The 19965-nt window shown below is 61.3% G+C and carries 22 protein-coding genes; 11 read left to right on the top strand and 11 right to left on the bottom strand.

Annotation, left to right across the window (positions count from 1 at the left end; translation table 11 throughout):
• Positions 1 to 257: 257 nt before the first annotated feature.
• From scpB to KW840_RS19415, 4 genes are read right to left on the bottom strand one after another with little or no spacing between them, the layout of a single operon-like run.
• Positions 258 to 1229, bottom strand: coding sequence for an SMC-Scp complex subunit ScpB (scpB, locus tag KW840_RS19430; protein WP_218497027.1), 972 nt, complete (start codon positions 1227 to 1229; stop codon positions 258 to 260).
• An 11-nt stretch (positions 1230 to 1240) separates the two neighbouring features.
• The gene (locus KW840_RS19425) at positions 1241 to 1999 is read right to left on the bottom strand and encodes a ScpA family protein (RefSeq protein WP_172435389.1); all 759 of its coding nucleotides are present in this window, start codon (positions 1997 to 1999) and stop codon (positions 1241 to 1243) included.
• Positions 2000 to 2059: 60 nt separating this feature from the next.
• The gene (locus tag KW840_RS19420) at positions 2060 to 2689 is read right to left on the bottom strand and encodes an L-threonylcarbamoyladenylate synthase (RefSeq protein ID WP_032829738.1); all 630 of its coding nucleotides are present in this window, start codon (positions 2687 to 2689) and stop codon (positions 2060 to 2062) included.
• A 13-nt stretch (positions 2690 to 2702) separates the two neighbouring features.
• Positions 2703 to 3566 (bottom strand): PHP domain-containing protein, encoded by an 864-nt coding sequence (locus KW840_RS19415; protein WP_218497025.1) that lies wholly within the window; start codon positions 3564 to 3566, stop codon positions 2703 to 2705.
• An 87-nt stretch (positions 3567 to 3653) separates the two neighbouring features.
• Between KW840_RS19415 and KW840_RS19410 the strand changes: the two genes are divergently transcribed.
• The 6 genes from KW840_RS19410 to KW840_RS19385 all read left to right on the top strand — a co-directional run bounded on the left by KW840_RS19410 (position 3654) and on the right by KW840_RS19385 (position 7989).
• Positions 3654 to 4250, top strand: coding sequence for a septation protein A (locus KW840_RS19410; protein ID WP_218497023.1), 597 nt, complete (start codon positions 3654 to 3656; stop codon positions 4248 to 4250).
• A 1-nt stretch (position 4251) separates the two neighbouring features.
• Positions 4252 to 4551 (top strand): YciI family protein, encoded by a 300-nt coding sequence (locus KW840_RS19405; RefSeq protein ID WP_057715934.1) that lies wholly within the window; start codon positions 4252 to 4254, stop codon positions 4549 to 4551.
• 121 nt (positions 4552 to 4672) lie between these two features.
• Positions 4673 to 5086 (top strand): hypothetical protein, encoded by a 414-nt coding sequence (locus tag KW840_RS19400; RefSeq protein ID WP_057715935.1) that lies wholly within the window; start codon positions 4673 to 4675, stop codon positions 5084 to 5086.
• A 7-nt stretch (positions 5087 to 5093) separates the two neighbouring features.
• A complete protein-coding gene (locus KW840_RS19395) occupies positions 5094 to 5771 on the top strand; it encodes a response regulator transcription factor (RefSeq protein WP_007984138.1) in 678 nt (225 codons plus the stop codon).
• Positions 5772 to 6019: 248 nt separating this feature from the next.
• Entirely contained in the window at positions 6020 to 6469 is a 450-nt protein-coding gene (locus KW840_RS19390) for a Spy/CpxP family protein refolding chaperone (protein ID WP_090453778.1), read from the top strand.
• 176 nt (positions 6470 to 6645) lie between these two features.
• A complete protein-coding gene (locus KW840_RS19385; protein WP_218497013.1) occupies positions 6646 to 7989 on the top strand; it encodes a HAMP domain-containing sensor histidine kinase in 1344 nt (447 codons plus the stop codon).
• A 138-nt stretch (positions 7990 to 8127) separates the two neighbouring features.
• On the opposite strand, the gene KW840_RS19380 is transcribed toward KW840_RS19385, so the two are convergent.
• Positions 8128 to 8694: an NAD(P)H nitroreductase gene (locus tag KW840_RS19380; protein ID WP_090453776.1), complete on the bottom strand. Its 567-nt coding sequence runs from the start codon at positions 8692 to 8694 to the stop codon at positions 8128 to 8130.
• Positions 8695 to 8815: 121 nt separating this feature from the next.
• Here KW840_RS19380 and KW840_RS19375 point away from each other — a divergent pair, with 121 nt between their 5' ends.
• A complete protein-coding gene (locus KW840_RS19375) occupies positions 8816 to 10270 on the top strand; it encodes a TrkH family potassium uptake protein (protein WP_057715939.1) in 1455 nt (484 codons plus the stop codon).
• On the opposite strand, the gene KW840_RS19370 is transcribed toward KW840_RS19375, so the two are convergent.
• Complete coding sequence (locus KW840_RS19370; protein ID WP_079246791.1) at positions 10227 to 11288, bottom strand: AraC family transcriptional regulator; 1062 nt, start codon at positions 11286 to 11288, stop codon at positions 10227 to 10229. The two genes, KW840_RS19375 and KW840_RS19370, sit on opposite strands and share 44 nt — an antisense overlap.
• 159 nt (positions 11289 to 11447) lie before the next feature.
• Here KW840_RS19370 and KW840_RS19365 point away from each other — a divergent pair, with 159 nt between their 5' ends.
• Together KW840_RS19365 and KW840_RS19360 are read left to right on the top strand one after the other, a co-directional pair.
• On the top strand, positions 11448 to 11759 hold the full coding sequence (locus KW840_RS19365; protein WP_218497011.1) for a DUF962 domain-containing protein: 312 nt from the start codon (positions 11448 to 11450) through the stop codon (positions 11757 to 11759).
• A 27-nt stretch (positions 11760 to 11786) separates the two neighbouring features.
• Positions 11787 to 12377 (top strand): HD domain-containing protein, encoded by a 591-nt coding sequence (locus tag KW840_RS19360; protein WP_218497008.1) that lies wholly within the window; start codon positions 11787 to 11789, stop codon positions 12375 to 12377.
• 147 nt (positions 12378 to 12524) lie between these two features.
• Here KW840_RS19360 and KW840_RS19355 read toward each other — a convergent pair whose 3' ends face one another.
• Positions 12525 to 13340 carry a UDP-2,3-diacylglucosamine diphosphatase gene (locus KW840_RS19355; RefSeq protein WP_218497006.1) on the bottom strand — a complete coding sequence of 272 codons (816 nt, stop codon included), beginning with the start codon at positions 13338 to 13340 and terminating at the stop codon, positions 12525 to 12527.
• A 134-nt stretch (positions 13341 to 13474) separates the two neighbouring features.
• Between KW840_RS19355 and KW840_RS19350 the strand changes: the two genes are divergently transcribed.
• The gene (locus KW840_RS19350; RefSeq protein WP_090453771.1) at positions 13475 to 14233 is read left to right on the top strand and encodes an AraC family transcriptional regulator; all 759 of its coding nucleotides are present in this window, start codon (positions 13475 to 13477) and stop codon (positions 14231 to 14233) included.
• Between the two features lie 77 nt (positions 14234 to 14310).
• Entirely contained in the window at positions 14311 to 15204 is an 894-nt protein-coding gene (locus tag KW840_RS19345) for a DMT family transporter (protein ID WP_154947157.1), read from the top strand.
• Here KW840_RS19345 and KW840_RS19340 read toward each other — a convergent pair.
• The 4 genes from KW840_RS19340 to recQ all read right to left on the bottom strand — a co-directional run bounded on the left by KW840_RS19340 (position 15198) and on the right by recQ (position 19574).
• The gene (locus tag KW840_RS19340) at positions 15198 to 15485 is read right to left on the bottom strand and encodes a SelT/SelW/SelH family protein (protein ID WP_057715946.1); all 288 of its coding nucleotides are present in this window, start codon (positions 15483 to 15485) and stop codon (positions 15198 to 15200) included. The two genes, KW840_RS19345 and KW840_RS19340, sit on opposite strands and share 7 nt — an antisense overlap.
• A 33-nt stretch (positions 15486 to 15518) precedes the next feature.
• The gene (locus KW840_RS19335) at positions 15519 to 16766 is read right to left on the bottom strand and encodes a FimV family protein (protein ID WP_218497004.1); all 1248 of its coding nucleotides are present in this window, start codon (positions 16764 to 16766) and stop codon (positions 15519 to 15521) included.
• Between the two features lie 127 nt (positions 16767 to 16893).
• On the bottom strand, positions 16894 to 17328 hold the full coding sequence (locus KW840_RS19330; protein WP_007984163.1) for a MarR family transcriptional regulator: 435 nt from the start codon (positions 17326 to 17328) through the stop codon (positions 16894 to 16896).
• A gap of 119 nt (positions 17329 to 17447) precedes the next feature.
• Entirely contained in the window at positions 17448 to 19574 is a 2127-nt protein-coding gene (gene recQ / locus KW840_RS19325; RefSeq protein WP_057715948.1) for a DNA helicase RecQ, read from the bottom strand.
• Positions 19575 to 19965: the final 391 nt, after the last annotated feature.

Here is a 19965-nt window from a genome sequence, read left to right as displayed (position 1 = left end):
GGTACTTGGGCGAAGGGATCGCCGAAGGGTCGCGAATCATACGCGCATGAGGGCGTTTGCGCATCAGAGACTAGCTGATCAAGGCAAGGTTATTTGCTTTTCCGCCGACCGGTGACACGCAACTTGATCATTCGGCGATCACAACCCCCTGTAGGAGCGAGCTTGCTCGCGAAAAACCCAATGGCGCCACGGGCATCCGGATGTGCGCGTCATCGTTCACGACCATCGCGAGCAAGCTCGCTCCTACAGGATCGGTGTCAGTCCTCGAACTGGCGCCGTTCGGCCTCGATGGCTTCGGCCAAGGCCTGGGCTTCGGCTTCTTCGTCCGACAGTTCGGGTTCGGGTTTCGGTTGTTCGAGAGCGGCAACGGCGGCCAGGAGCTTTTCCCGGGCTTCGGCGACACCGAGGATGTCGTCTTCTTTCTCCGGTTCAATTTCCGGTTCAGGCTCGGGCTGCGCCGCTTCGACTTCTGGCTCGATGACCGACTGTTCCGGATCGAACTCAGGCGACGTCCCATCACGCAGCAAATCGTCGAAATCGGTCTTGATCCCCTCCTCCATGCTGTCCAGTTCCAGCAGCAGTGTGTGGAAACTGGTTTCTTCCTTGGGTTCTTCCGGTTCGGCACTGGCGTCGGCCAGTTCCTGCAGGGCTGCCGGTACCGGGGCATCATCGAAGTCGAGCACCGGATCCGGTTCCAGCTCGCGCAGTTCCGCCAGCGGTGGCAGGTCGTCGAGGTTCTTCAGGTTGAAGTGATCGAGGAACGCCTTGGTGGTGGCGAACATCGCCGGCTTACCGGGCACATCGCGGTAGCCGACGATGCGGATCCACTCGCGCTCCATCAAGGTCTTGACGATATTGCTGTTGACCGCCACGCCCCGCACGTCTTCGATTTCACCGCGGGTGATCGGCTGGCGATAGGCAATCAGTGCCATGGTTTCCAGCATGGCCCGGGAGTAACGCTGCGGGCGCTCCTCCCACAGACGCCCGACCCAAGGCGCAAATTTCTCGCGAATTTGCAGGCGATACCCCGAGGCCACTTCCTTGAGTTCAAACGCGCGGCCATCGCAAGACTTGGCGAGAATCGTCAGGGCCTTCTTGAAGACCGGCGGTTCCGGGCGTTCGCCTTCTTCGAAGAGTTCGAACAGGCTTTCCAAAGATTGCGGCTTTCCCGAGGCCAACAGAAAGGCTTCAAGCAAGGGTGCCAGATCACGGGGTTCAGTCAGGTTCATGTTTCGACTCGTTATTCGGCTCGGGCTCGCACGTGGATCGCGGCAAATGGCTCATTCTGCACCAGCTCGACCAGGGATTCCTTGACCAATTCAAGGATCGCCATAAAGGTCACCACCACCCCCAGGCGCCCTTCTTCAGCGGTGAACAGCTCGACAAACGGTACGAAACCGCCGCCCTTGAGGCGCTCCAGCACATCGCTCATGCGTTCGCGGGTCGACAGCGCTTCGCGGCTGACCTGATGGCTTTCGAACATGTCGCCACGGCGCAACACCTCGGCCATGGACAACAGCAGCTCTGACAAGCGCACATCCGGCAACAGCTTGCGCGCCCGGGCCTCCGGGGCGTCCAGCTTGGGCACCACCACATCACGGCCGACGCGACTCAGGCCGTCGATGCCTTCGGCGGCAGCCTTGAAACGCTCGTATTCCTGCAAGCGGCGGATCAGTTCGGCGCGCGGATCTTCCTCTTCGTCTTCGACGGTTTCGGCCCGAGGCAGCAGCATCCGCGACTTGATCTCGGCCAGCATCGCGGCCATCACCAGGTATTCGGCGGCCAGCTCCAGGCGCACCGACTGCATCAACTCGACGTAGCCCATGTACTGGCGAGTGATTTCCGCCACCGGGATGTCGAGGATGTTGATGTTCTGTTTGCGGATCAGATACAGCAGCAGGTCGAGCGGGCCTTCGAACGCCTCGAGAAAGACTTCGAGGGCATCCGGCGGGATATACAGGTCCAGCGGCATTTCCATGACCGCCTGGCCATAGACCATGGCGAAGGGCAGTTCCTGCTGGGCTCCGGCCTGACTGTCGACGGGTTCTACTGCGGACATCTAGGCCTCGACCATGAACGGCGCAGGGTCGCCGCAACCAACGCGAATGACTTCCGGCTCGCCGTCGGCGAGGCTGATCACGGTGGACGCTTTGATCCCGCCGAAACCGCCGTCGATGATCAGATCGACCTGATGTTCGAGCAACTGGCGCATTTCGTGGGGATCGCTCAACGGATCTTCATCGCCTGGCATGATCAGGGTTACGCTCATCAACGGCTCGCCCAGTTCAGCCAGCAGCGCCAGGGCAATCGGGTGGCTCGGCACACGCAGGCCGATGGTGCGTTTCTTCGGGTGCAACAACAGCCGCGGCACTTCGCGGGTGGCGTTGAGAATGAAGGTATACGGCCCCGGCAGATGGGCCTTGAGAATGCGGAAAGTGCCGGTGTCGATCTTGGCGAACAGCCCCAGTTGCGACAGGTCGCTGCAAATCAGCGCGAAGTTGTGCTTTTCATCCAGCTGCCGCAGACGCCGAACGCGCTCCACGGCTACCTTGTCGCCGATCTGGCAACCTATGGCGTAGGAAGAGTCCGTGGGATAAATCACCACCCCGCCCTTGCGGATGATCTCGACCGCCTGTTTGATCAGGCGCGCTTGCGGGTTTTCCGGATGAATCTGGAAAAATTGACTCACATTCTCTACCTGTTCAGACGGCGGCAATAACTGGGTCATGTTTGAATCGACACCATAGCGGTGGCAGATCCTCCGGGAGTGGCCGGTATTCACCGATCTCCGACCAGCCTCCGGGGCCATGAAAATCACTGCCGGCACTGACCAGCAGACCGAACTCGCGGGCCAGAATGGCCAGGCTGCCCACTTGCTCGGCAGGCTGGTAACCATTGACCACTTCGATGGCGTGGCCCCCTGCTTGAATATAGTCGGCAATCAGGCGACGTCGCTTGCTGCGCGTGAAATCATAGTGCCATGGGTGTGCCAGACTGACCCAGGCCTTGGCCGCGCGCAGGGTTTCGACGGTTTCCTCCAGGGTCGGCCAGTGTTGCTTGACGTCGCCCAGCTTGCCGGCGCCCAGCCATTTGCGGAACGCCTCGGCGCGATCCTTGACGAAACCTTCACGCACCATCCAGTCGGCGAAATGCGGGCGGGCCGGCGCGTTACCGCTGTCGCCCAGCTCCTGCTGGATCTCCCGGGCGCCTTCAAGCGCCCCCGGCATGCCTTTGAGCGCCAGTTTACGGCTGATTTCCTCGGAGCGTAGCCAGCGGCCATCATGCAAACTGGCGATGGCCTCGACCAACGGCGCGGCGTTCACGTCAAAACCGTAGCCCAGGATATGAATGGTCGCGCCGCCCCAGGTGCAGGACAATTCGACGCCGTTGACCAGTTGCATCCCCAGCGCGGTAGCCGCGTGCCGGGCCTCGTCGAGGCCCTCGAGGGTGTCGTGATCGGTCAAGGCCAGGACTCGCACGCCTTTCTCGAACGCCCGCGCCACCAGAACCGCAGGCGCCAGGGCGCCATCGGAGGCCGTGCTATGGCAGTGCAAATCAACATTCACAGGGCTTTGTAACCTCAAATCAGCTGGCGCTATCGCGCGCCCATATGTTTGTTATTATGCCGCCACATCCTGCTTCTGGCTGCCACTGTGAAACAATTCATCGATTTCATCCCGCTACTGCTGTTTTTCATCGTCTTCAAAATCGACCCACGGGTCGTCGACATCGCCGGTCATGAGATCACTGTAGGCGGTATTTACAGCGCCACCGCGATGCTGATCGTCAGTTCCCTGGTGGTCTACGGCACACTGTTCATCAAGCAGCGCAAGCTGGAGAAGAGCCAGTGGCTGACCCTGATCGCCTGCCTGGTCTTCGGCAGTCTGACGCTCGCGTTCCACAGCGAGACGTTCCTTAAGTGGAAAGCACCGGTGGTCAACTGGCTGTTCGCCCTTGCGTTCATCGGCAGCCACTTCGTCGGTGACAGCCTGCTGATCAAACGCATCATGGGCCACGCGCTGAGCTTGCCGGAGCCGGTCTGGACGCGCCTGAACATCGCCTGGATCGCCTTCTTCCTGTTTTGCGGTGCCGCCAACCTGTTTGTCGCGTTCACCTTCCAGAGCTACTGGGTCGACTTCAAGGTCTTCGGCAGCCTGGGCATGACTTTGCTGTTCCTGATCGGCCAGGGCATCTACCTGTCCCGTCATCTGCACGATGCCGACACCACAACGCCAAAAACCGAGGACTGACATGCTTTACGCAATCATTGCCACAGACGTCGCCAATTCCCTGGAAGCCCGCCTGGCCGCTCGGCCTGCACACCTCGAGCGCCTGCAAGTGCTCAAGGGCGAAGGTCGCATCGTACTGGCCGGCCCACATCCGGCGATCGACAGCAATGATCCGGGCGCGGCGGGTTTCACCGGCAGCCTGATCGTCGCCGAATTCGATTCCCTGAGCGCCGCCCAGGCCTGGGCCGACGCTGATCCGTACATCGCCGCAGGCGTCTACGCCAACGTTCTGGTGAAGCCGTTCAAGCAAGTCCTGCCGTAACTTTCTTCTCGCAATGCCCCACGCGGTGAACCATATCGGTTCATCGCGTTCTCAATCGCTCATTATTCTCGTTTGCCGGCCGACAACTTTCCCAATACTCGTATTGGAACCAGGAGTCGCCATGCGCAAGGGTCCGTTGTGCCTGATGTTGGTCACGTTGTCGATCGTGGCGCCCGCCCACGGTGAAGAAAACGCCGAGGGGGGCAACTCGACGCCGCTTTCCTTGAGCGCCGGAAGCCAGATCACCGAGCTGCAGCAACGCTTGAAAGAAAGCGAACGGCAACGGGAAGAACTGAACAAACAATTGCAAACTGCCGATGGCGAACGCGAAAGCCCGCTCCTGGCCCGGTTGCGCCAGGAGAACCAGCGTTTGAAGCTGCAACTCAAGGAAGCCCAGGCCAGCAGTCCGCTGCCGCGCCTGCTGACCGACCAGCAACAATGGTTCGTCATTGGCGCCGGGGTAGCGCTATTGGCCCTGCTCTGCGGTATCTTCGCCAGTGGAGCAAGTCGAAAACGTCGACAATGGCTAAATTGAGTGAGTCATGAGCGAGCTGTTACTTATTGATGATGACCAGGAGCTGTGTGAGCTCCTGAGCAGTTGGCTGAGCCAGGAAGGGTTTCAGGTTCGGGCCTGTCACGACGGCCAGAGCGCACGCCGCGCGCTGGCTGAAACCGCCCCGGCGGCCGTGGTGCTGGATGTGATGTTGCCCGATGGCAGCGGCCTGGAACTGCTCAAGCAGTTGCGCAGCGATCACCCGGACTTGCCCGTACTGATGCTCTCGGCCCGGGGCGAACCGCTGGACCGTATCCTCGGCCTGGAACTCGGCGCCGACGATTACCTGGCCAAGCCCTGCGACCCACGGGAACTGACCGCCCGCCTGCGCGCAGTCCTGCGCCGTAGCCACCCGGCGGCGGTGTCCAGCCAGATGGAACTGGGCGACCTGTGTTTCAGCCCGGTGCGCGGCGTGGTCAGCATCGACGAACAGGAGTTCACCCTCACCGTCTCCGAAAGCCGCCTGCTGGAAGCCTTGCTCAAGCAACCGGGCGAACCCCTGGACAAACAGGAACTGGCGCAGATCGCCCTCGGCCGCAAGCTGACCCTGTACGACCGCAGCCTGGACATGCACGTCAGCAACCTGCGCAAGAAGATCGGCCCACACCCCGATGGTCGCCCCCGCATCGTGGCCCTGCGCAGCCGCGGTTACTACTACAGCCTGTAGGAGCAGCCGGTCGACGCTCGATTGCTCGCGATGGTCTCACAGTCAACGCGCTTTTCCAGACAGCACGCGTAATCGTTCAACTCCATCGCGAGCGAGCTCGCTCCTACAGCAAGGCACCTGGACGTTTTGTCAGGTCGGCGCAAAATCATCTTTACCCAAGCTTTACGTACCGCTGACCGCCGCTGACCTTGATCTGCGTAATCTGTACTCATCCGGAACGTACCGGGAACGAGACAAGGAGATACACCATGCGCAAGACTCTTATCGCTCTGATGTTCGCTGCTGCCCTGCCGACCGTTGCCATGGCCATGCCTGAAGGCACGGGCCCCATGGGTGGGTCGATGGACGGTTCGCGCCACGGCGGTCAGATGCACGGCATGCACGGCAAAGGCCCGTACAGTGAACTGGACCTGAGCCGCGAACAGCGCGAGCAGATCCGCAAGATCATGGGCGAGCAGATGCACGAGCGTAAGCAACTGGTCGACAAGTACCTGGAGAAACTCTCGCCAGCCGACCAGAAAGCCATGAAGGACGAGATGGCCGCCAACCACAAGAAAGCGGAAGCGGATGTGCGCGCCTTGCTGAAACCGGATCAACAGAAGAAATTCGACGAGATCCAGAAAAAACAGGCTGAACGTCGCGCCGAATGGGCCGAGTTCAAGGCCTGGAAAGCGCAACAACCGCAAAAGGCGCAATAATGCGCTGACCACGGACCCGACGGCTGAACACCGTTGGGTCTGACACCACACAATTTAAATGTGGGAGCGAGCTTGCTCGCGATAGCGTCAGCACGTTCAACATCAACGTGACTGAAAGACCGCCATCGCGAGCAAGCTCGCTCCCACATGGATTTGTGATCGTTTGAGGATTTCCTGTGCGTTCATTGTTCTGGCGTATCCTGGCCAGCTTCTGGCTGGCCATCGCCCTGGTTGCAGGGCTTTCCATCCTGCTCGGGCACATGCTCAACCAGGACGCATGGATTCTCAGCCGCCACCCGGGCCTCAACACGCTGGCCGAAGAGTGGACGCAAACCTACGAAAGCCAGGGTGAAGACGCCGCCCAGGACATTCTCCAGCAACGCAAACGCCAGTATCACATCGACGTTCAGGTGCTTAACGAAAGCGGCGATCCGCTGGTGCGCGGCACTTTCCCCAAACGTGCGGCGGCCTTTGAGGCGCGCCAGAACAATGAGGACCGGCGCCTGCCGTGGCGGCGTCTGACCGATGAGTTCACCAGCGAAAAAACCGGCGACACCTACCTGTTCATCTACCGCATCGCGCACCCGGAACTGGACGCCTGGCACCGCGAGAGCCTGCTCTGGCCGCTCAGTGCGCTGGGAATCGCCCTGGTGGTGCTGACCCTGTTCAGCCTGCTTGTGACCTTCTCCATCACTCGCCCGCTCAGCCGTCTGCGCGGCGCGGTGCATGACCTGGGACAAACCACGTATCAACAGAACAGCCTGGTCAAGCTGGCCAACCGTCGCGATGAGTTCGGCGTCCTGGCCAATGACTTCAACCGCATGGGCGCGCGCCTGCAAAGCCTGATTGGCAGTCAGCGGCAACTGCTGCGGGATGTGTCCCATGAACTGCGCTCGCCCCTCGCCCGCCTGCGTATCGCGCTGGCACTGGCCGAACGGGCCACCCCGCAAGAACGGGAACAGCTGTGGCCGCGCCTGACCCGCGAGTGCGACCGACTGGAAGCGCTGATCAGCGAAATCCTGGTACTGGCGCGGGTCGACTCCGATAACGCCAGTGCGGAAGAGGTGGACCTGAACGCCTTGCTCTATACCCTGCAAAAGGATGCGCAACTCGGTTCACCCGAGCAACTGGTCCACCTCGAAGCCGAATCGCAACTGAATCTGAAGGGCTGGCCGACCATGATCGAACGGGCCGTCGACAATCTGCTGCGCAATGCACAGCGTTTCAATCCGGTGGGTGGCCTACCGATCGAAATGCAGGCGCTGCGTCAGGGTGAGCGGATCGTCGTGACTGTGCGCGATCATGGGCCCGGTGTCAGTGCCGAATACATGAGCCAGCTCGGTGAGCCGTTCTATCGGGCGCCGGGGCAGACTGCGGCCGGACACGGCCTGGGCCTGGCCATCGCCCGGCGCGCGGCGGAGCGACATGGCGGCAGCCTGGTGCTGGCCAATCACCCGGAAGGCGGGTTCATTGCCAGCCTGGAATTGCCGTTGGTGCCGGGGGCTGTCGTACAGCCCTGAAACGAACACCCTTTGATGTGAGCTACCTGGATCTACTGTGGGAGCGAGCTTGCTCGCGATGACGCAGGCACTCTCAACAATCAAATTGACTGACCGGCCGCTATCGCGAGCAAGCTCGCTCCCACAGGTTTTGCGGTGTCAGACTTTGCCCGGCCAGGCGCTGACGAATTCGGCCAGGTCGACTTTCTCGGCCACACGCGGTTCTTTCTGCGGCGTACCGAGGTACAGGAAAGCAATCACCTCTTCCCCTTCCGCCAGGCCCAAACCCTTGGCCACATGGGGCGAGTAAGCCAGGTCACCGGTACGCCACACCGCGCCAATGCCCTGCGCATACGCCGCGAGCAAAATCCCGTGGGCCGCACAGCCTGCCGCCAGCAATTGCTCGGACTTCGGATATTTGACGTGATCCTGCAACCGCGCAATCACCACCACCACCAGTGGTGCACGCAGTGGATTATTGCGCGCCTTGTCGATGGCCGCTTCGCCGACTTCGCTGTCTTGCAGTTTCGCCGCCTCGGCCAGCAACTCGCCCATCTGCTCACGCGCCGCGCCTTCCACCGTCAGGAAACGCCAAGGCTGCAAGTGACCGTGATCCGGAGCGCGCATGGCGGCGCCAAACAGCACCTCGCGCTGCTCGGCAGTGGGTGCAGGGTCAATCAGTCGTGGAACGGAAACACGGTTGAGCAAAGCGTCGAGAGCCTGCATCGGCCACCTCCTGAAAAATTTGTGCGGCTATTCTAGCTGTAACTGTCGCAGCAGTGCCGGTTTACATGCCCTGCCCCGCAGGTAGAATGGCGCCCTTTCCACTATCAGCCGAGCGGACCTCATGGCGTTGCCGACCTTACGGATCATTGGTTTCATCATCGGCATCTTCCTGATCACGCTGGCGATCTCCATGGTCGTGCCCATGGCCACGCTGGTCATTTTCGAGCGCACCAGCGATCTGCCGTCGTTCCTCTGGGCCAGCATGATCACCTTTGTCGCCGGTTTGGCGCTGGTGATTCCAGGGCGCCCCGAACATGTTCACCTGCGCCCCCGGGACATGTACCTGCTGACCGTCAGCAGTTGGCTGGTGGTGTGCATCTTCGCCGCGCTGCCATTCCTGCTGACCCAGCACATCAGCTACACCGACTCATTCTTCGAAAGCATGTCCGGCATCACCGCCACTGGCGCAACCGTGCTCAACGGCCTGGACAACATGTCCCCCGGCATCCTGATGTGGCGCTCGTTGCTGCACTGGATCGGCGGCATCGGCTTCATCGGCATGGCGGTGGCGATCCTGCCGCTGTTGCGCATCGGTGGCATGCGGCTGTTCCAGACCGAATCGTCGGACCGCTCGGAAAAGGTCATGCCCCGCTCACACATGGTGGCGCGGCTGATCGTGGCGGCCTACGTCGGCATTACCATTGTCGGCAGCCTGGCGTTCTGGTGGGCCGGGATGAGCCCGTTCGACGCCATCAACCATGCGATGTCGGCCATTTCCACCGGCGGCTTCTCGACCTCCGACCAGTCTTTGGCCAAGTGGCCGCAACCGGCGGTGCATTGGGTAGCGATCGTCATCATGATTCTCGGTGCCCTGCCGTTCACCCTGTATGTGGCCACGTTGCGTGGAAACCGTCGGGCACTGATCAAGGACGAACAGGTTCAAGGCCTGCTCGGCATGCTGCTGGTGACCTGGCTGGTGCTCGGCACCTGGTATTGGTGGACTACCCAGCTGCATTGGCTGGAGGCGTTGCGGCATGTGGCGCTGAACGTGACATCGGTGGTGACGACGACCGGTTTCGCGCTGGGGGACTACAGCCTCTGGGGCAATTTCTCGCTGATGCTGTTTTTCTACCTGGGGTTTATCGGCGGTTGTTCCGGCTCGACCGCGGGCGGGATCAAGATTTTCCGCTTCCAGGTGGCCTATATCCTGCTCAAGGCCAACCTTAACCAGCTGATTCACCCGCGGGCGGTGATCAAGCAGAAGTACAACGGTCACCGCCTCGACGAAGAAATCGTACGGTCGATCCTGACCTTTTCGTTCTTCTTTGCAATCACCATCTGTGTGATCGCGCTGCTGCTGTCGCTGCTCGGCGTGGACTGGATGACCGCCCTCACCGGCGCGGCCAGTACCGTGTCCGGCGTCGGCCCGGGGCTCGGCGAAACCATCGGCCCGGCGGGCAACTTCGCCACCCTGCCGGATGCCGCCAAGTGGATTCTCTCGTTCGGCATGCTGCTGGGCCGACTGGAGATCATTACGGTGTTTGTGCTGTGTATTCCGGCATTTTGGCGTCATTGACTGCATCAGGTGCTTGCATCAGCCGCATCCGGTACTCGCCGGGTGTGGCATCGAACCAGCGCCGGAAAGCACGGAAGAAGTTGCTCGGATCGGCAAACCCCAGCAAGTAGGCAATTTCCAGCAAGGTCATGTTCGGTCGTGCCAGGTACTGTTCGGCCAGTTCGCGCCGGGTATCGTCCAGCAGCGCCTGAAAACTCGTACCCTCTTCCTGCAAGCGCCGCTGCAAGGTGCGCTGGGACAGATGCAGCGTCTGCGCCACGGTATCGCGCTTGGGTTCGCCTTGGGGCAACAGGCGGCACAACACCTGCCGCGCCTTGTGGGTCACGCGGCTTTCGGAAAAACGCGCCAGGTACTCGCCGGCAAAGCGGTCATGCAGCAACGCCATGGCCTCGTTGGCCGTCGGCAGCGGCGCTTCCATATCGGCGGGTTCGAAAATCAGCGCATCGTAAGGTGCGTTGAACACCAGCGGTGCATGGAAAGCTTGTTTATAGGGTTCCAGATTGACCGGCTCGGTACCTTGCAACAACACTTTGCGCGGTTGCAACGTACGCCCGGTCAACCAGCCACACAGCGCCAAGGCACAGGCCATTGAAGCTTCGGCGCTTTGCCGGGTCGGCGGCAGATGATCGCCATGCACCGTCAGAATCAGCCCGTAGCCTTCTTCCAGCAGCTGGAAACTCAGGTCGGCACTTTCGGCGATGATCCGCTGATAGCGCACCAGACGCTGAAAGCCTTCGGCCAGGGTCCGGCTGGACATCAAGGCGTAACCGGCCACATGAAACTGCGCCGGTCGCAGCACCTTGCCCATGTTCAGGCCGATGGCCGGGTTCCCGGACAGCTCGACCGCGCGTTGCCACAACCGGGTCATGGAATCTTGGGGGAAGCGTGCGTCCGGATCATCCAGTGCCGCGTAGTCGAGCCCCAACTGCTTGAACAGAGCCCGGCAATCCAGGCCGTCCATCTCCAGCGCTTTGACAATCCCCATCGCCCAGCTTGCAGAAGTCGTTCGTTCGCTCATGGCGTTTTCTTACATGGTGGCCGCATGCTACGGCTATTGACCGAAGGATACTAAAGTGGCGCCTATTGTCAGTGGCTGATGCCATTGATCACTCTAGACTCAAATAAGCTACCCGCAGAACAACTTGCAGCAAGAACAATAACCACAGAGATCGCTGTCGTGGAAAACGTCAAACGATTCAACAGCTTCGCTGAGTTCTATCCTTACTACCTCAGTGAGCACAGCAACAGTACCTGCCGCCGTTTACACTTTATCGGCACGACCCTGGTTATCTTGATTCTGACGCTGACCATTGGTCGCGGAGCATGGATTCTGTTGTGGACCCTGCCACTGGCAGGCTACAGCTTTGCCTGGGTCGGGCATTTCTTCTTCGAGAAGAACCGCCCGGCAACGTTCCAACACCCCTTCTATAGCCTGCTCGGCGATTTTGTCATGTACCGGGACATGGTCCTGGGGCGCGTTCCGTTCTAGCTGACTTGCGTCACAAGAGAGTTACCGATGAATGCCAATGCCCGCTTCACCCACATGAAGGACGGCACACAGGAAGACTGGGCGATCATCGCCGCGGACTTCAGTGCCTATGCGCGACAATTGCCGACAAGGATCGTGGCGCACCTGAAGTTTCTGGAGGGGGATTTTGGCGGCTTCCCGGTGGATCGCCTGACCCACTCCCTGCAAACCGCCACCCGCGCCTGGCGCGATGGTCGCGACGAGGAGTACGTGGTCTGCGCCCTGCTCCACGATATCGGCGACACCCTGGGCACCTACAATCACCCGGACATCGCGGCGGCGATCCTCAAGCCGTTCGTCAGCGCCGAGAACTTGTGGATGGTGGAAAAGCACGGGATTTTCCAGGGCTACTATTTCTTCCATCACTTGGGTATGGATCGGCACTTGCGCGAGCAATTCAAGGACCATCCGCAGTACCAGGCGACCGTCGAGTTCTGCGCCAAATACGATGCGGCGGCGTTTGATCCGGCGTACGACACGCTGCCGTTGAGCTTTTTCGAGCCGATGATGGAGCGCCTGTTTGCGCACCCCAGGAATTCGATCTACAAGGCGGCGATGGAAGAACATTCGCCAGCCTGACAGATCCAGCGGGACCGCTTCGCGCTCCATTCGCGGGCAAGCCCGCTCCCACAATGGGCGAAGGTGAACGCAGCACTTGTGACCGCCAGTTAACCCTGTGGGAGCGGGCTTGCCCGCGAAGAGGCCAGTACGAACACCGAATGATTATCAGGCCAACTCCGCAACCCTGCCCGCCTTCATCTGTGCCTCGCGCGCCTGGGCATCCGCCAGGCGATACAACTCGATCGAGCCATCCCAGTGCTCGATCAGCGCGGTGCACGATTCCACCCAGTCGCCGCAATTGAGGTAGTCCACCTCGCCGACCTTGCGAATCTCGGCATGGTGAATGTGCCCGCACACCACTCCGTGCAGCTCGCGCTTGACGCATTCATGGGCGATGGCTTCTTCGAAGTCGCTGATGAAGCTGACCGCGGTTTTCACCTTGTGCTTGAGGTAGGCCGACAGCGACCAGTAGCCGTAGCCATATCGCGCGCGCCAATGATTGAGCCAGCGGTTGAGGGTCAGGGTGAATTCGTAGGCCGAGTCACCGAGAAACGCCAGCCAGCGATGGTAACGGGTGATCACATCGAACTGGTCGCCGTGTATCACCAGCAGGTGTCGGCCGTCGGCGGTGATGTGCACGGCTTCGTCGACCAACTGGATGTTGCCCAGGATCAGCTTCGAATAGCGGCGCAGGAATTCGTCGTGGTTGCCGGTGACGTAGATCACCTCGGTACCACGCTTGCTCATGGTCAGCAGGCGACGGATGACGTTGGTGTGTGCTTGCGGCCAGTACATGCCGCCGCGCAGTTTCCAACCGTCGATGATGTCGCCGACCAGGTAGATCTTGTCTGCGTGGTAGCTCTTGAGAAACTGCGACAGGTGTTCAGCCTGGCAATCCCGGGTGCCCAAATGCACGTCGGAAATCCATAAAGTCCGTACGCGTTGCTTACGGGTGGGTTTGGCGAGCTCGGCGCTGGTCATGGGCAACCCTCTGACAAGTTTTGCCAAGTCTGCCCCGGCCCGGTTAATGGTCCATGACAGCGTCAAGTCAGTCCTGTGACAGCGCTTGTCGGCCCGCTCGGTGTAGACTGACACCCTGAACCGGGAGACCCGCGATGAGACCGATCCTCACGCTTCGCCAATACAGCCACGACCTGATCGTCCATAGCCACGAACACGCGCAACTGGTGTTCGGGCTCTCGGGCGCCCTGGATTTCGAGGTCGACGGCCGTGGCAGCCAGGTGGTCCAGCAGAGTTTCGTGGTGGTGCCCTCCGGAGCGCATCACGCGTGTGGCAGCACCAATGGCAGCCGTTGCCTGGTGCTGGATGTCCCCAGCGAACAATGGGTTGCCCAGTCGTTGGGCGATCACGCCGACTCCAGCCGACGCCTGCTCGACAACGCCGGGCGCCTGCCTCTGGACGCCGGGCAAAGCCAATTGGTCAGTTGGCTGGCGAACAGTCCGGTCGATGATCCGCTGATCGCTCAACAAGGCGCGGTGCTTTTGCTGGCCAGTCTCAACAACGCCAGGCCCGAGGCCGTCGGCGGTCGGCGCCTGCCCTATGCGGCGCTGAACGCACACATCGATCAGTACGCGGCGTACCCGTTGCAAGTGGCCGACCTGGCCCGGGTCGCCGGCCTTTCCAGTGCCCGTTTGCATGCGCGGTTCGTGGCCGAATGCGGGCAGACGCCGATGGACTACATCCGCAGCCGACGCCTGCACATCGCGGTGGGCTTGCTGCGCAATTCGGCGTTGCCCATCGGCGAGATTGCCAGCCGCGTCGGCTACAGCTCCCAGAGTGCCTTTGCGGCGGCGGTGCTGCGCGAGTTCGGGGCATCCCCCGGAAAACTGCGGCGCGAGGCTGGCGACAAATAACGCGAGTTTGCCGACAGACTTGATGGGCCATTACGCGCTTCAATGAGGCCTCTGTTCGTTTGTCGTTAAGGATTGCAATGACTCCCCGTACCGCCCTTGGCGCCTTGCATATAGGCGCATTGATGTTCGGCCTGACCGGTGTGTTCGGCAAACTGGCCGCTGCGTCCCCGGCGATCATCGTTTTCGGCCGTGCCGCTTTCGCCGTGCTCGCGCTGGCGTTTTTTGCACGGTTCGCCAGCCAGACGCGCTGGCAGAAACTCGAGGCCATGGACTGGCGTCGGTTGTTGCTCAGCGGCTTGTTGCTGGCCGGACACTGGGTGAGCTTCTTCATTGCGGTAAAAGTCGCAGGCGTGGCGATTGCGACGCTCGGTTTCGCCAGTTTCCCGGCCTTTACCGTGATCCTCGAAGGGTTGATCTTTCGCGAGCGCATTCGCGCCAATGAGATCGTGTTGGTGCTGCTGGTGAGTGTCGGCCTGGTGCTGGTCACGCCCGATTTTGACCTCGCCAGCGGCGCCACCACCGGCCTGCTGTGGGCCGTGGGTTCCGGATTGCTGTTCGCCCTGCTGTCACTGACCAACCGTGCCAGCTCCGGGCGAGTTCCGCCGGTACAGGCGGCACTGTGCCAGAACGTGGTGGTTGCCCTGTGCCTGCTGCCGGTGGCGGCGCCTCAATTGAGCGAAGTGCGCGCCATCGACTGGCTGTGGATCGGTCTGCTCGGTGTGTTCTGTACCGGTGTCGCCCACAGCCTGTTCGTCGCCAGCCTCGCGGTGATCAAGGCCCGCACTGCCGCCGTGGTGTTCGCCCTGGAGCCGGTCTACGGCATCACCGTCGCCTGGCTGCTGTTCAACGAAAACCCGACCCTGCGCATGTTGCTGGGGGGTGCGCTGATCATTGTGGCGATTGTGGTCTCCAGCCGGTTCTCAAGTGGCACAAGCAAGAAAGCCATTGCAGCCGAGGCCGCGTCTCACTGAGTGCGGTCGTTGTGCCCCAGGTCGCGGTCCGGGTCGATCTGGTCGCGGACCCGCTGCTTGAGCACTTTGGCCTCGGGGAAGCCACCGTCCGCCTTGCGCTCCCAGATCTGCACGGCGTCACAGTAGATATGAAAGACCCCGCCGGTGCCTGGCACCAGGGAGACTTTGCCCAGGTCATCACCAAAGGTGCTGAGCAGTTCCTGGGCCAGCCAGGCCGCACGCAACAGCCATTGGCATTGCGTGCAGTAGGTGATGATGATTTCCGGTTTGTTGACGGTCATGGTGGGACCTGACTCCAGAGTTTGACGACGCCGCTATGATAGCCCGACCGGAGGCTGTCGAGACGGCGCAACGGGTTGCATCTCCAACTCGAACTCAGGCTCGATCATGGCCAGAGCCGCCGGCTGCGGGTTCCCGGTCAGGCTGATCACGTCCCAACTCGAAGCCATGGACAGCTCCTCCAGGTTGAGCCGGTACTCATCGTCAGTAGCGGATTCGCCGGATACCGCCAAACCCGGAACCACCGCCATGGCAACAGCAACCGGGACGGAATGATGGCTATCGACCCGCTCAAGCTCTTCGTTGGCCGGCACCCCGTCGCGATGCACAGTGGATGGTTGCATGACGGAGGGCCACATCACTGGCTCGGTAAAGAGCTCAGCCAGCGGTTCATGCTGCGACGGCAGCGCCTCTGACGCTGTGGCTTGATGCTGCTGGCGGCGAACAAACCAGCCCAGCGCCAGCAACGCTATCAGCGCCGACAAACCGGCAATCGGCAGCCAGCCAATCCCGGGGGTTTCAGCAACAACAGGGGCTGGCGTCGCCACGTCGGAAGCAACCGGTTGGGCCTTTACCTTCTGGAGCTCCGCGAGTTGGGTTTGCAGCTCGGCCAAATGTTTTTTCTGGCCGGCGATCAGCTCATCCTGGCCTTGAAGCTTCGCGTTGAGCTCATCGACAGTGGTTTGCAACTGGTGGTTTTGCAGGGCGCTGGCGGCCAGTTGTTCGACAGCGGGATCAACCAATGCGACGTCCGTTTCTGGCGTCGTCCTGGCCACGGGTGACGGCGCCACGACCGGTTTAACACGGGGGAATGCGGACACCGGGGAACCGGATGCCGCTTCATCAGCGGCGGGAACAACCCCAGGCGCACCCGGCGGATCGATCAGTAACGTGTACTCACGCAGCAATCGCCCATTAGGCTGATTGAGCTGCACGAGGAAATTCAGGAACGGCTCACTCACCGGTTTGTTGGAGGTCACCTGGATCACGCTGCGATTACCGCGCAACACCGGGGTGAACTTCAGGTTGCTGAGGAAAAACGCCCGGTCGACCCCGGCACGGCTGAACTCGTCTGCCGTTGCCAGGCTCACTGACAGCTGGTTTTCCTCCACGCCAGCAGCATCCACCAGTGCGATATCGGCACGCAGCGGTTGATTCAGCGCCGAATGCAGGGTGATTTCACCCAGGCCCAGCGCAGGTGCCCATGCCGAATAAGTGACCGCGGCCCCGGCCAGCAACCACAGAGAACCACCGCGTAAAACCAATCGCCAACACTTGAGCATGAGCATCCTTGAGATCTACAGAAACCATCCGCACGGGTTCGTACATCCGTTACGAACACGATATTGCCGAGTAGTTCTTATAGTCTGTCCAATGCGGTCTCTCAAAAACCTGGCGTTCGGTTATGCCTCAAGACTTTTCAAGGTTGCCCAGGATGTGCCCGTGAACCCGCATGCACACCTTCAAATCCGCCTCATCGACGCCTTCGAACAGTTCGTGACGCAGTTGCGTGGCAATGGTTTCAATTTGTTCGATCAGGGGACGCGCTGGCGCGCAGAGCACGATTTTCTTCGCCCGACGGTCTTCCAGCACTGCCTGGCGTTGCACCAGGCCCTGGCTTTCCAGGCTGTCGAGTAAACGGGCCAGGGTCGGACCTTCGACGCCGACGCTTTGTGCCAGCTCACGCTGGGTCGGTGCTTCTTCGAAACGGGCCAGGTGCAGCAGCACCAGCCAGCGTGCCTGGGACAAGCCCATGCCCGCCAGTCGGCGGTCCAGTTCGGCACGCCAGCCACGGGACATCTGGGCCAATTGCATGCCAAAGCGGTGTTGATCGGTTAACGGCATAAAACACTCATGATTAGACTGAAATAAATAAAAACTAATTATTAGTCAGCTAAGCATGAGCCTCGACTTGAGGCAAGGCTTGATCTGTAGTGAATCGTTACATCAGCACTACGGATGTCTCAAATCTCGAACTCCGACTGCAAGGCAGCGCGAACGCAGTACAACACCCCTTCCGGCACCCGGCCCGCGAACAGCGCGGCGATCTCGGAAACCGGCGGCAACTCGCCTTCGCCGTCGAGGAAGGCGTCCTGGACTTCACCCATCAGGTCTTCAGGCAGATCCAGCGCCTGCTCCAACGACAACTGCTGCTTGCCGATCGCTTCGGCCAGCATGGTGTAGACGTTCTTTTCCGAGCACTGCAACTGACCGGCGATCTGCACCGGCGTCATCCCGGCCCGCGCCAGCGTGATCAGTTCGTGACGTACGTCGGCCACCGGTTTCGGCGCCTCGACCTGGCCGCCGAGCACTTCGAGGAAGGCCTCGCCGTAACGCTCCAGCTTGCGCGCGCCGACGCCGCTGACCGTGGCCATTTCCGCCAGCGAGGTCGGCTGGCTGCGCAGCATCTCCAGCAAGGTCGAGTCGGGGAAGATGACATACGGCGGCACGCCATGTTCTTCGGCGAGCTTGCGACGCAGGGCGCGCAAGGCTTCCCATTGCTCGCGCTCCTCGCCACGGACCAGCTGGCTCGCCTGGCTCTTGCTGCTTTTCGCCACGGTTTGCGCCTTGAGATCGCGACGCAGTTCCAGGGTCACTTCACCCTTGAGCAGCGGCCGGCAGCTGTCGCTCAGGCGCAGGCCACCGTAGCCTTCGAGGTCGATGTCCGCCAGACCACGGGCCACCAGTTGGCGGAACAACGAGCGCCATTCGCCCTCCGCCATCGTCTTGCCAACACCATACACCGACAGGTGCTGATGGCCGAAGCTGCGGACCTTCTCGTTGTCCTTGCCCAGCAATACATCCACCAGGTGCCCGACGCCGTAGCGCTGACCGGTGCGGTAGATCGCCGACAGCGCCTGACGCGCCGGCTCCGTGGCATCCCAGGTCTGCACGCCGTCGACGCAGTTGTCGCAATGACCGCAGGGCTCGGGCATGTCTTCGTCGAAGTAGGCCAGCAGCGTTTGCCGACGGCAGCGGGTTTCTTCACAGAGCGAGAGCATGGCGTCGAGCTTGTGCTGCTCCAGACGTTTGTGGCGTTCGTCGCCTTCGGAGTTCTGCAGCATCTGCTTGAGCATCACCACGTCTTGCAGGCCGTAGGCCATCCAGGCATCCGCCGGCAGACCGTCACGGCCACCACGACCGGTTTCCTGGTAATAGGCCTCAAGGGATTTCGGCAAATCGAGGTGCGCGACAAAACGCACGTTGGGCTTGTCGATGCCCATGCCGAACGCCACCGTCGCGACCATGATCAGGCCTTCCTCATTGAGGAAGCGCTTCTGATGGTAGGCCCGCAGATCATTGGGTAGCCCGGCGTGGTACGGCAGCGCCGGGAAGCCTTGCTCGCTGAGGAACGCGGCGACTTCCTCGACTTTCTTGCGCGACAGGCAATACACGATGCCCGCATCGCTACGGCGCTCGGCGAGGAACGCCAGCAACTGCTTGCGCGGCTGTTCCTTGGGCACGATGCGATAAAAGATGTTCGGCCGGTCGAAGCTCGACAGGAAGCGCTCGGCGTCTTGCAGGTGCAGCCGGGTGACGATTTCTTCCCGGGTGCGCTTGTCGGCCGTGGCGGTCAGGGCGATGCGCGGCACGTCGGGGAACATTTCCGCCAACTGGCCCAGTTGCAGGTATTCCGGGCGGAAATCGTGGCCCCATTGCGACACGCAGTGCGCTTCGTCGATGGCGAACAGAGAGATGTCCAGGCCCTGCAGGAAGGACAACATACGCGGCTGGACCAGGCGTTCCGGCGCCAGATAGAGCATTTTCACTTCACCGCGGCGGATACGGGCGGCGAGGTCGCGTTGCTGCTCGGCACTGAGGGTGGAGTTCAACGCGGCGGCGGCCACGCCCAGTTCTTCGAGGGTAGCGACTTGATCGTCCATCAGTGCGATCAGCGGCGAGACCACCACGGCCAGGCCTTCGCGCAACAGCGCCGGAACCTGGAAGCACAGGGACTTGCCGCCGCCGGTAGGCATCAGGACCAGGGCATCGCCGCCGCTGGCCACGCGCTCAATGATTGCACCCTGGCGGCCACGGAAACTGTCGTAGCCGAAGATGTCCTTGAGGACGCGTTGAGCCTGTTCGAGCATAAAAACTCCAAAAATCACCGAAACATCCCTGCAAGGCTGGTTCAGAACCCGCGACGCTGCACCGATAAATCGTAAGTGCGCATTGCATGACGCTTCACATTTCAGCCGTGACGCCAGCAGGGCATCACAAAACGCGCGAGTATACCCGAGCCCCGTCCGGCAAAGGGCACCGCTGAGAAGACACCGGCAAACCCGATGTGCATAAAAAACTGTGGGAGCGAGCTTGCTCGCGATGAGGCCATCACAGTCAACATTGATTTCGCCTGAACCACCGCTATCGCGAGCAAGCTCGCTCCCACAGGGGTAGCGCTTGACCGAACTGTAAGGGGAGCAGCTCCCACAAACGGGCAAATATGCCGTGCGGCTGGCCCAAGTGCTCAAGAAGGCCTAG

Source organism: Pseudomonas sp. PDM30 (assembly GCF_019218985.1).
Classification (GTDB): Bacteria; Pseudomonadota; Gammaproteobacteria; order Pseudomonadales; family Pseudomonadaceae; genus Aquipseudomonas; species Aquipseudomonas jessenii.
Note: the sequence above shows the minus strand (reverse complement) of the source record. Positions and strands in the feature narration are given on the sequence as shown.

Excerpts from the sequence above, each read along its gene's own strand:
- scpB (WP_218497027.1), bottom strand. The coding sequence starts at position 1,229 with ATGAACCTGACTGAACCCCGTGATCTGGCACCCTTGCTTGAAGCCTTT.
- KW840_RS19425 (WP_172435389.1), bottom strand. The coding sequence starts at position 1,999 with ATGGTCTATGGCCAGGCGGTCATGGAAATGCCGCTGGACCTGTATATC.
- KW840_RS19405 (WP_057715934.1), top strand. The coding sequence starts at position 4,252 with ATGCTTTACGCAATCATTGCCACAGACGTCGCCAATTCCCTGGAAGCC.
- KW840_RS19400 (WP_057715935.1), top strand. The coding sequence starts at position 4,673 with ATGCGCAAGGGTCCGTTGTGCCTGATGTTGGTCACGTTGTCGATCGTG.
- KW840_RS19395 (WP_007984138.1), top strand. The coding sequence starts at position 5,094 with ATGAGCGAGCTGTTACTTATTGATGATGACCAGGAGCTGTGTGAGCTC.
- KW840_RS19390 (WP_090453778.1), top strand. The coding sequence starts at position 6,020 with ATGCGCAAGACTCTTATCGCTCTGATGTTCGCTGCTGCCCTGCCGACC.
- KW840_RS19380 (WP_090453776.1), bottom strand. The coding sequence starts at position 8,694 with ATGCAGGCTCTCGACGCTTTGCTCAACCGTGTTTCCGTTCCACGACTG.
- KW840_RS19375 (WP_057715939.1), top strand. The coding sequence starts at position 8,816 with ATGGCGTTGCCGACCTTACGGATCATTGGTTTCATCATCGGCATCTTC.
- KW840_RS19370 (WP_079246791.1), bottom strand. The coding sequence starts at position 11,288 with ATGAGCGAACGAACGACTTCTGCAAGCTGGGCGATGGGGATTGTCAAA.
- KW840_RS19360 (WP_218497008.1), top strand. The coding sequence starts at position 11,787 with ATGAATGCCAATGCCCGCTTCACCCACATGAAGGACGGCACACAGGAA.
- KW840_RS19355 (WP_218497006.1), bottom strand. The coding sequence starts at position 13,340 with ATGACCAGCGCCGAGCTCGCCAAACCCACCCGTAAGCAACGCGTACGG.
- KW840_RS19350 (WP_090453771.1), top strand. The coding sequence starts at position 13,475 with ATGAGACCGATCCTCACGCTTCGCCAATACAGCCACGACCTGATCGTC.
- KW840_RS19345 (WP_154947157.1), top strand. The coding sequence starts at position 14,311 with ATGACTCCCCGTACCGCCCTTGGCGCCTTGCATATAGGCGCATTGATG.
- KW840_RS19340 (WP_057715946.1), bottom strand. The coding sequence starts at position 15,485 with ATGACCGTCAACAAACCGGAAATCATCATCACCTACTGCACGCAATGC.
- KW840_RS19335 (WP_218497004.1), bottom strand. The coding sequence starts at position 16,766 with ATGCTCAAGTGTTGGCGATTGGTTTTACGCGGTGGTTCTCTGTGGTTG.
- KW840_RS19330 (WP_007984163.1), bottom strand. The coding sequence starts at position 17,328 with ATGCCGTTAACCGATCAACACCGCTTTGGCATGCAATTGGCCCAGATG.
- recQ (WP_057715948.1), bottom strand. The coding sequence starts at position 19,574 with ATGCTCGAACAGGCTCAACGCGTCCTCAAGGACATCTTCGGCTACGAC.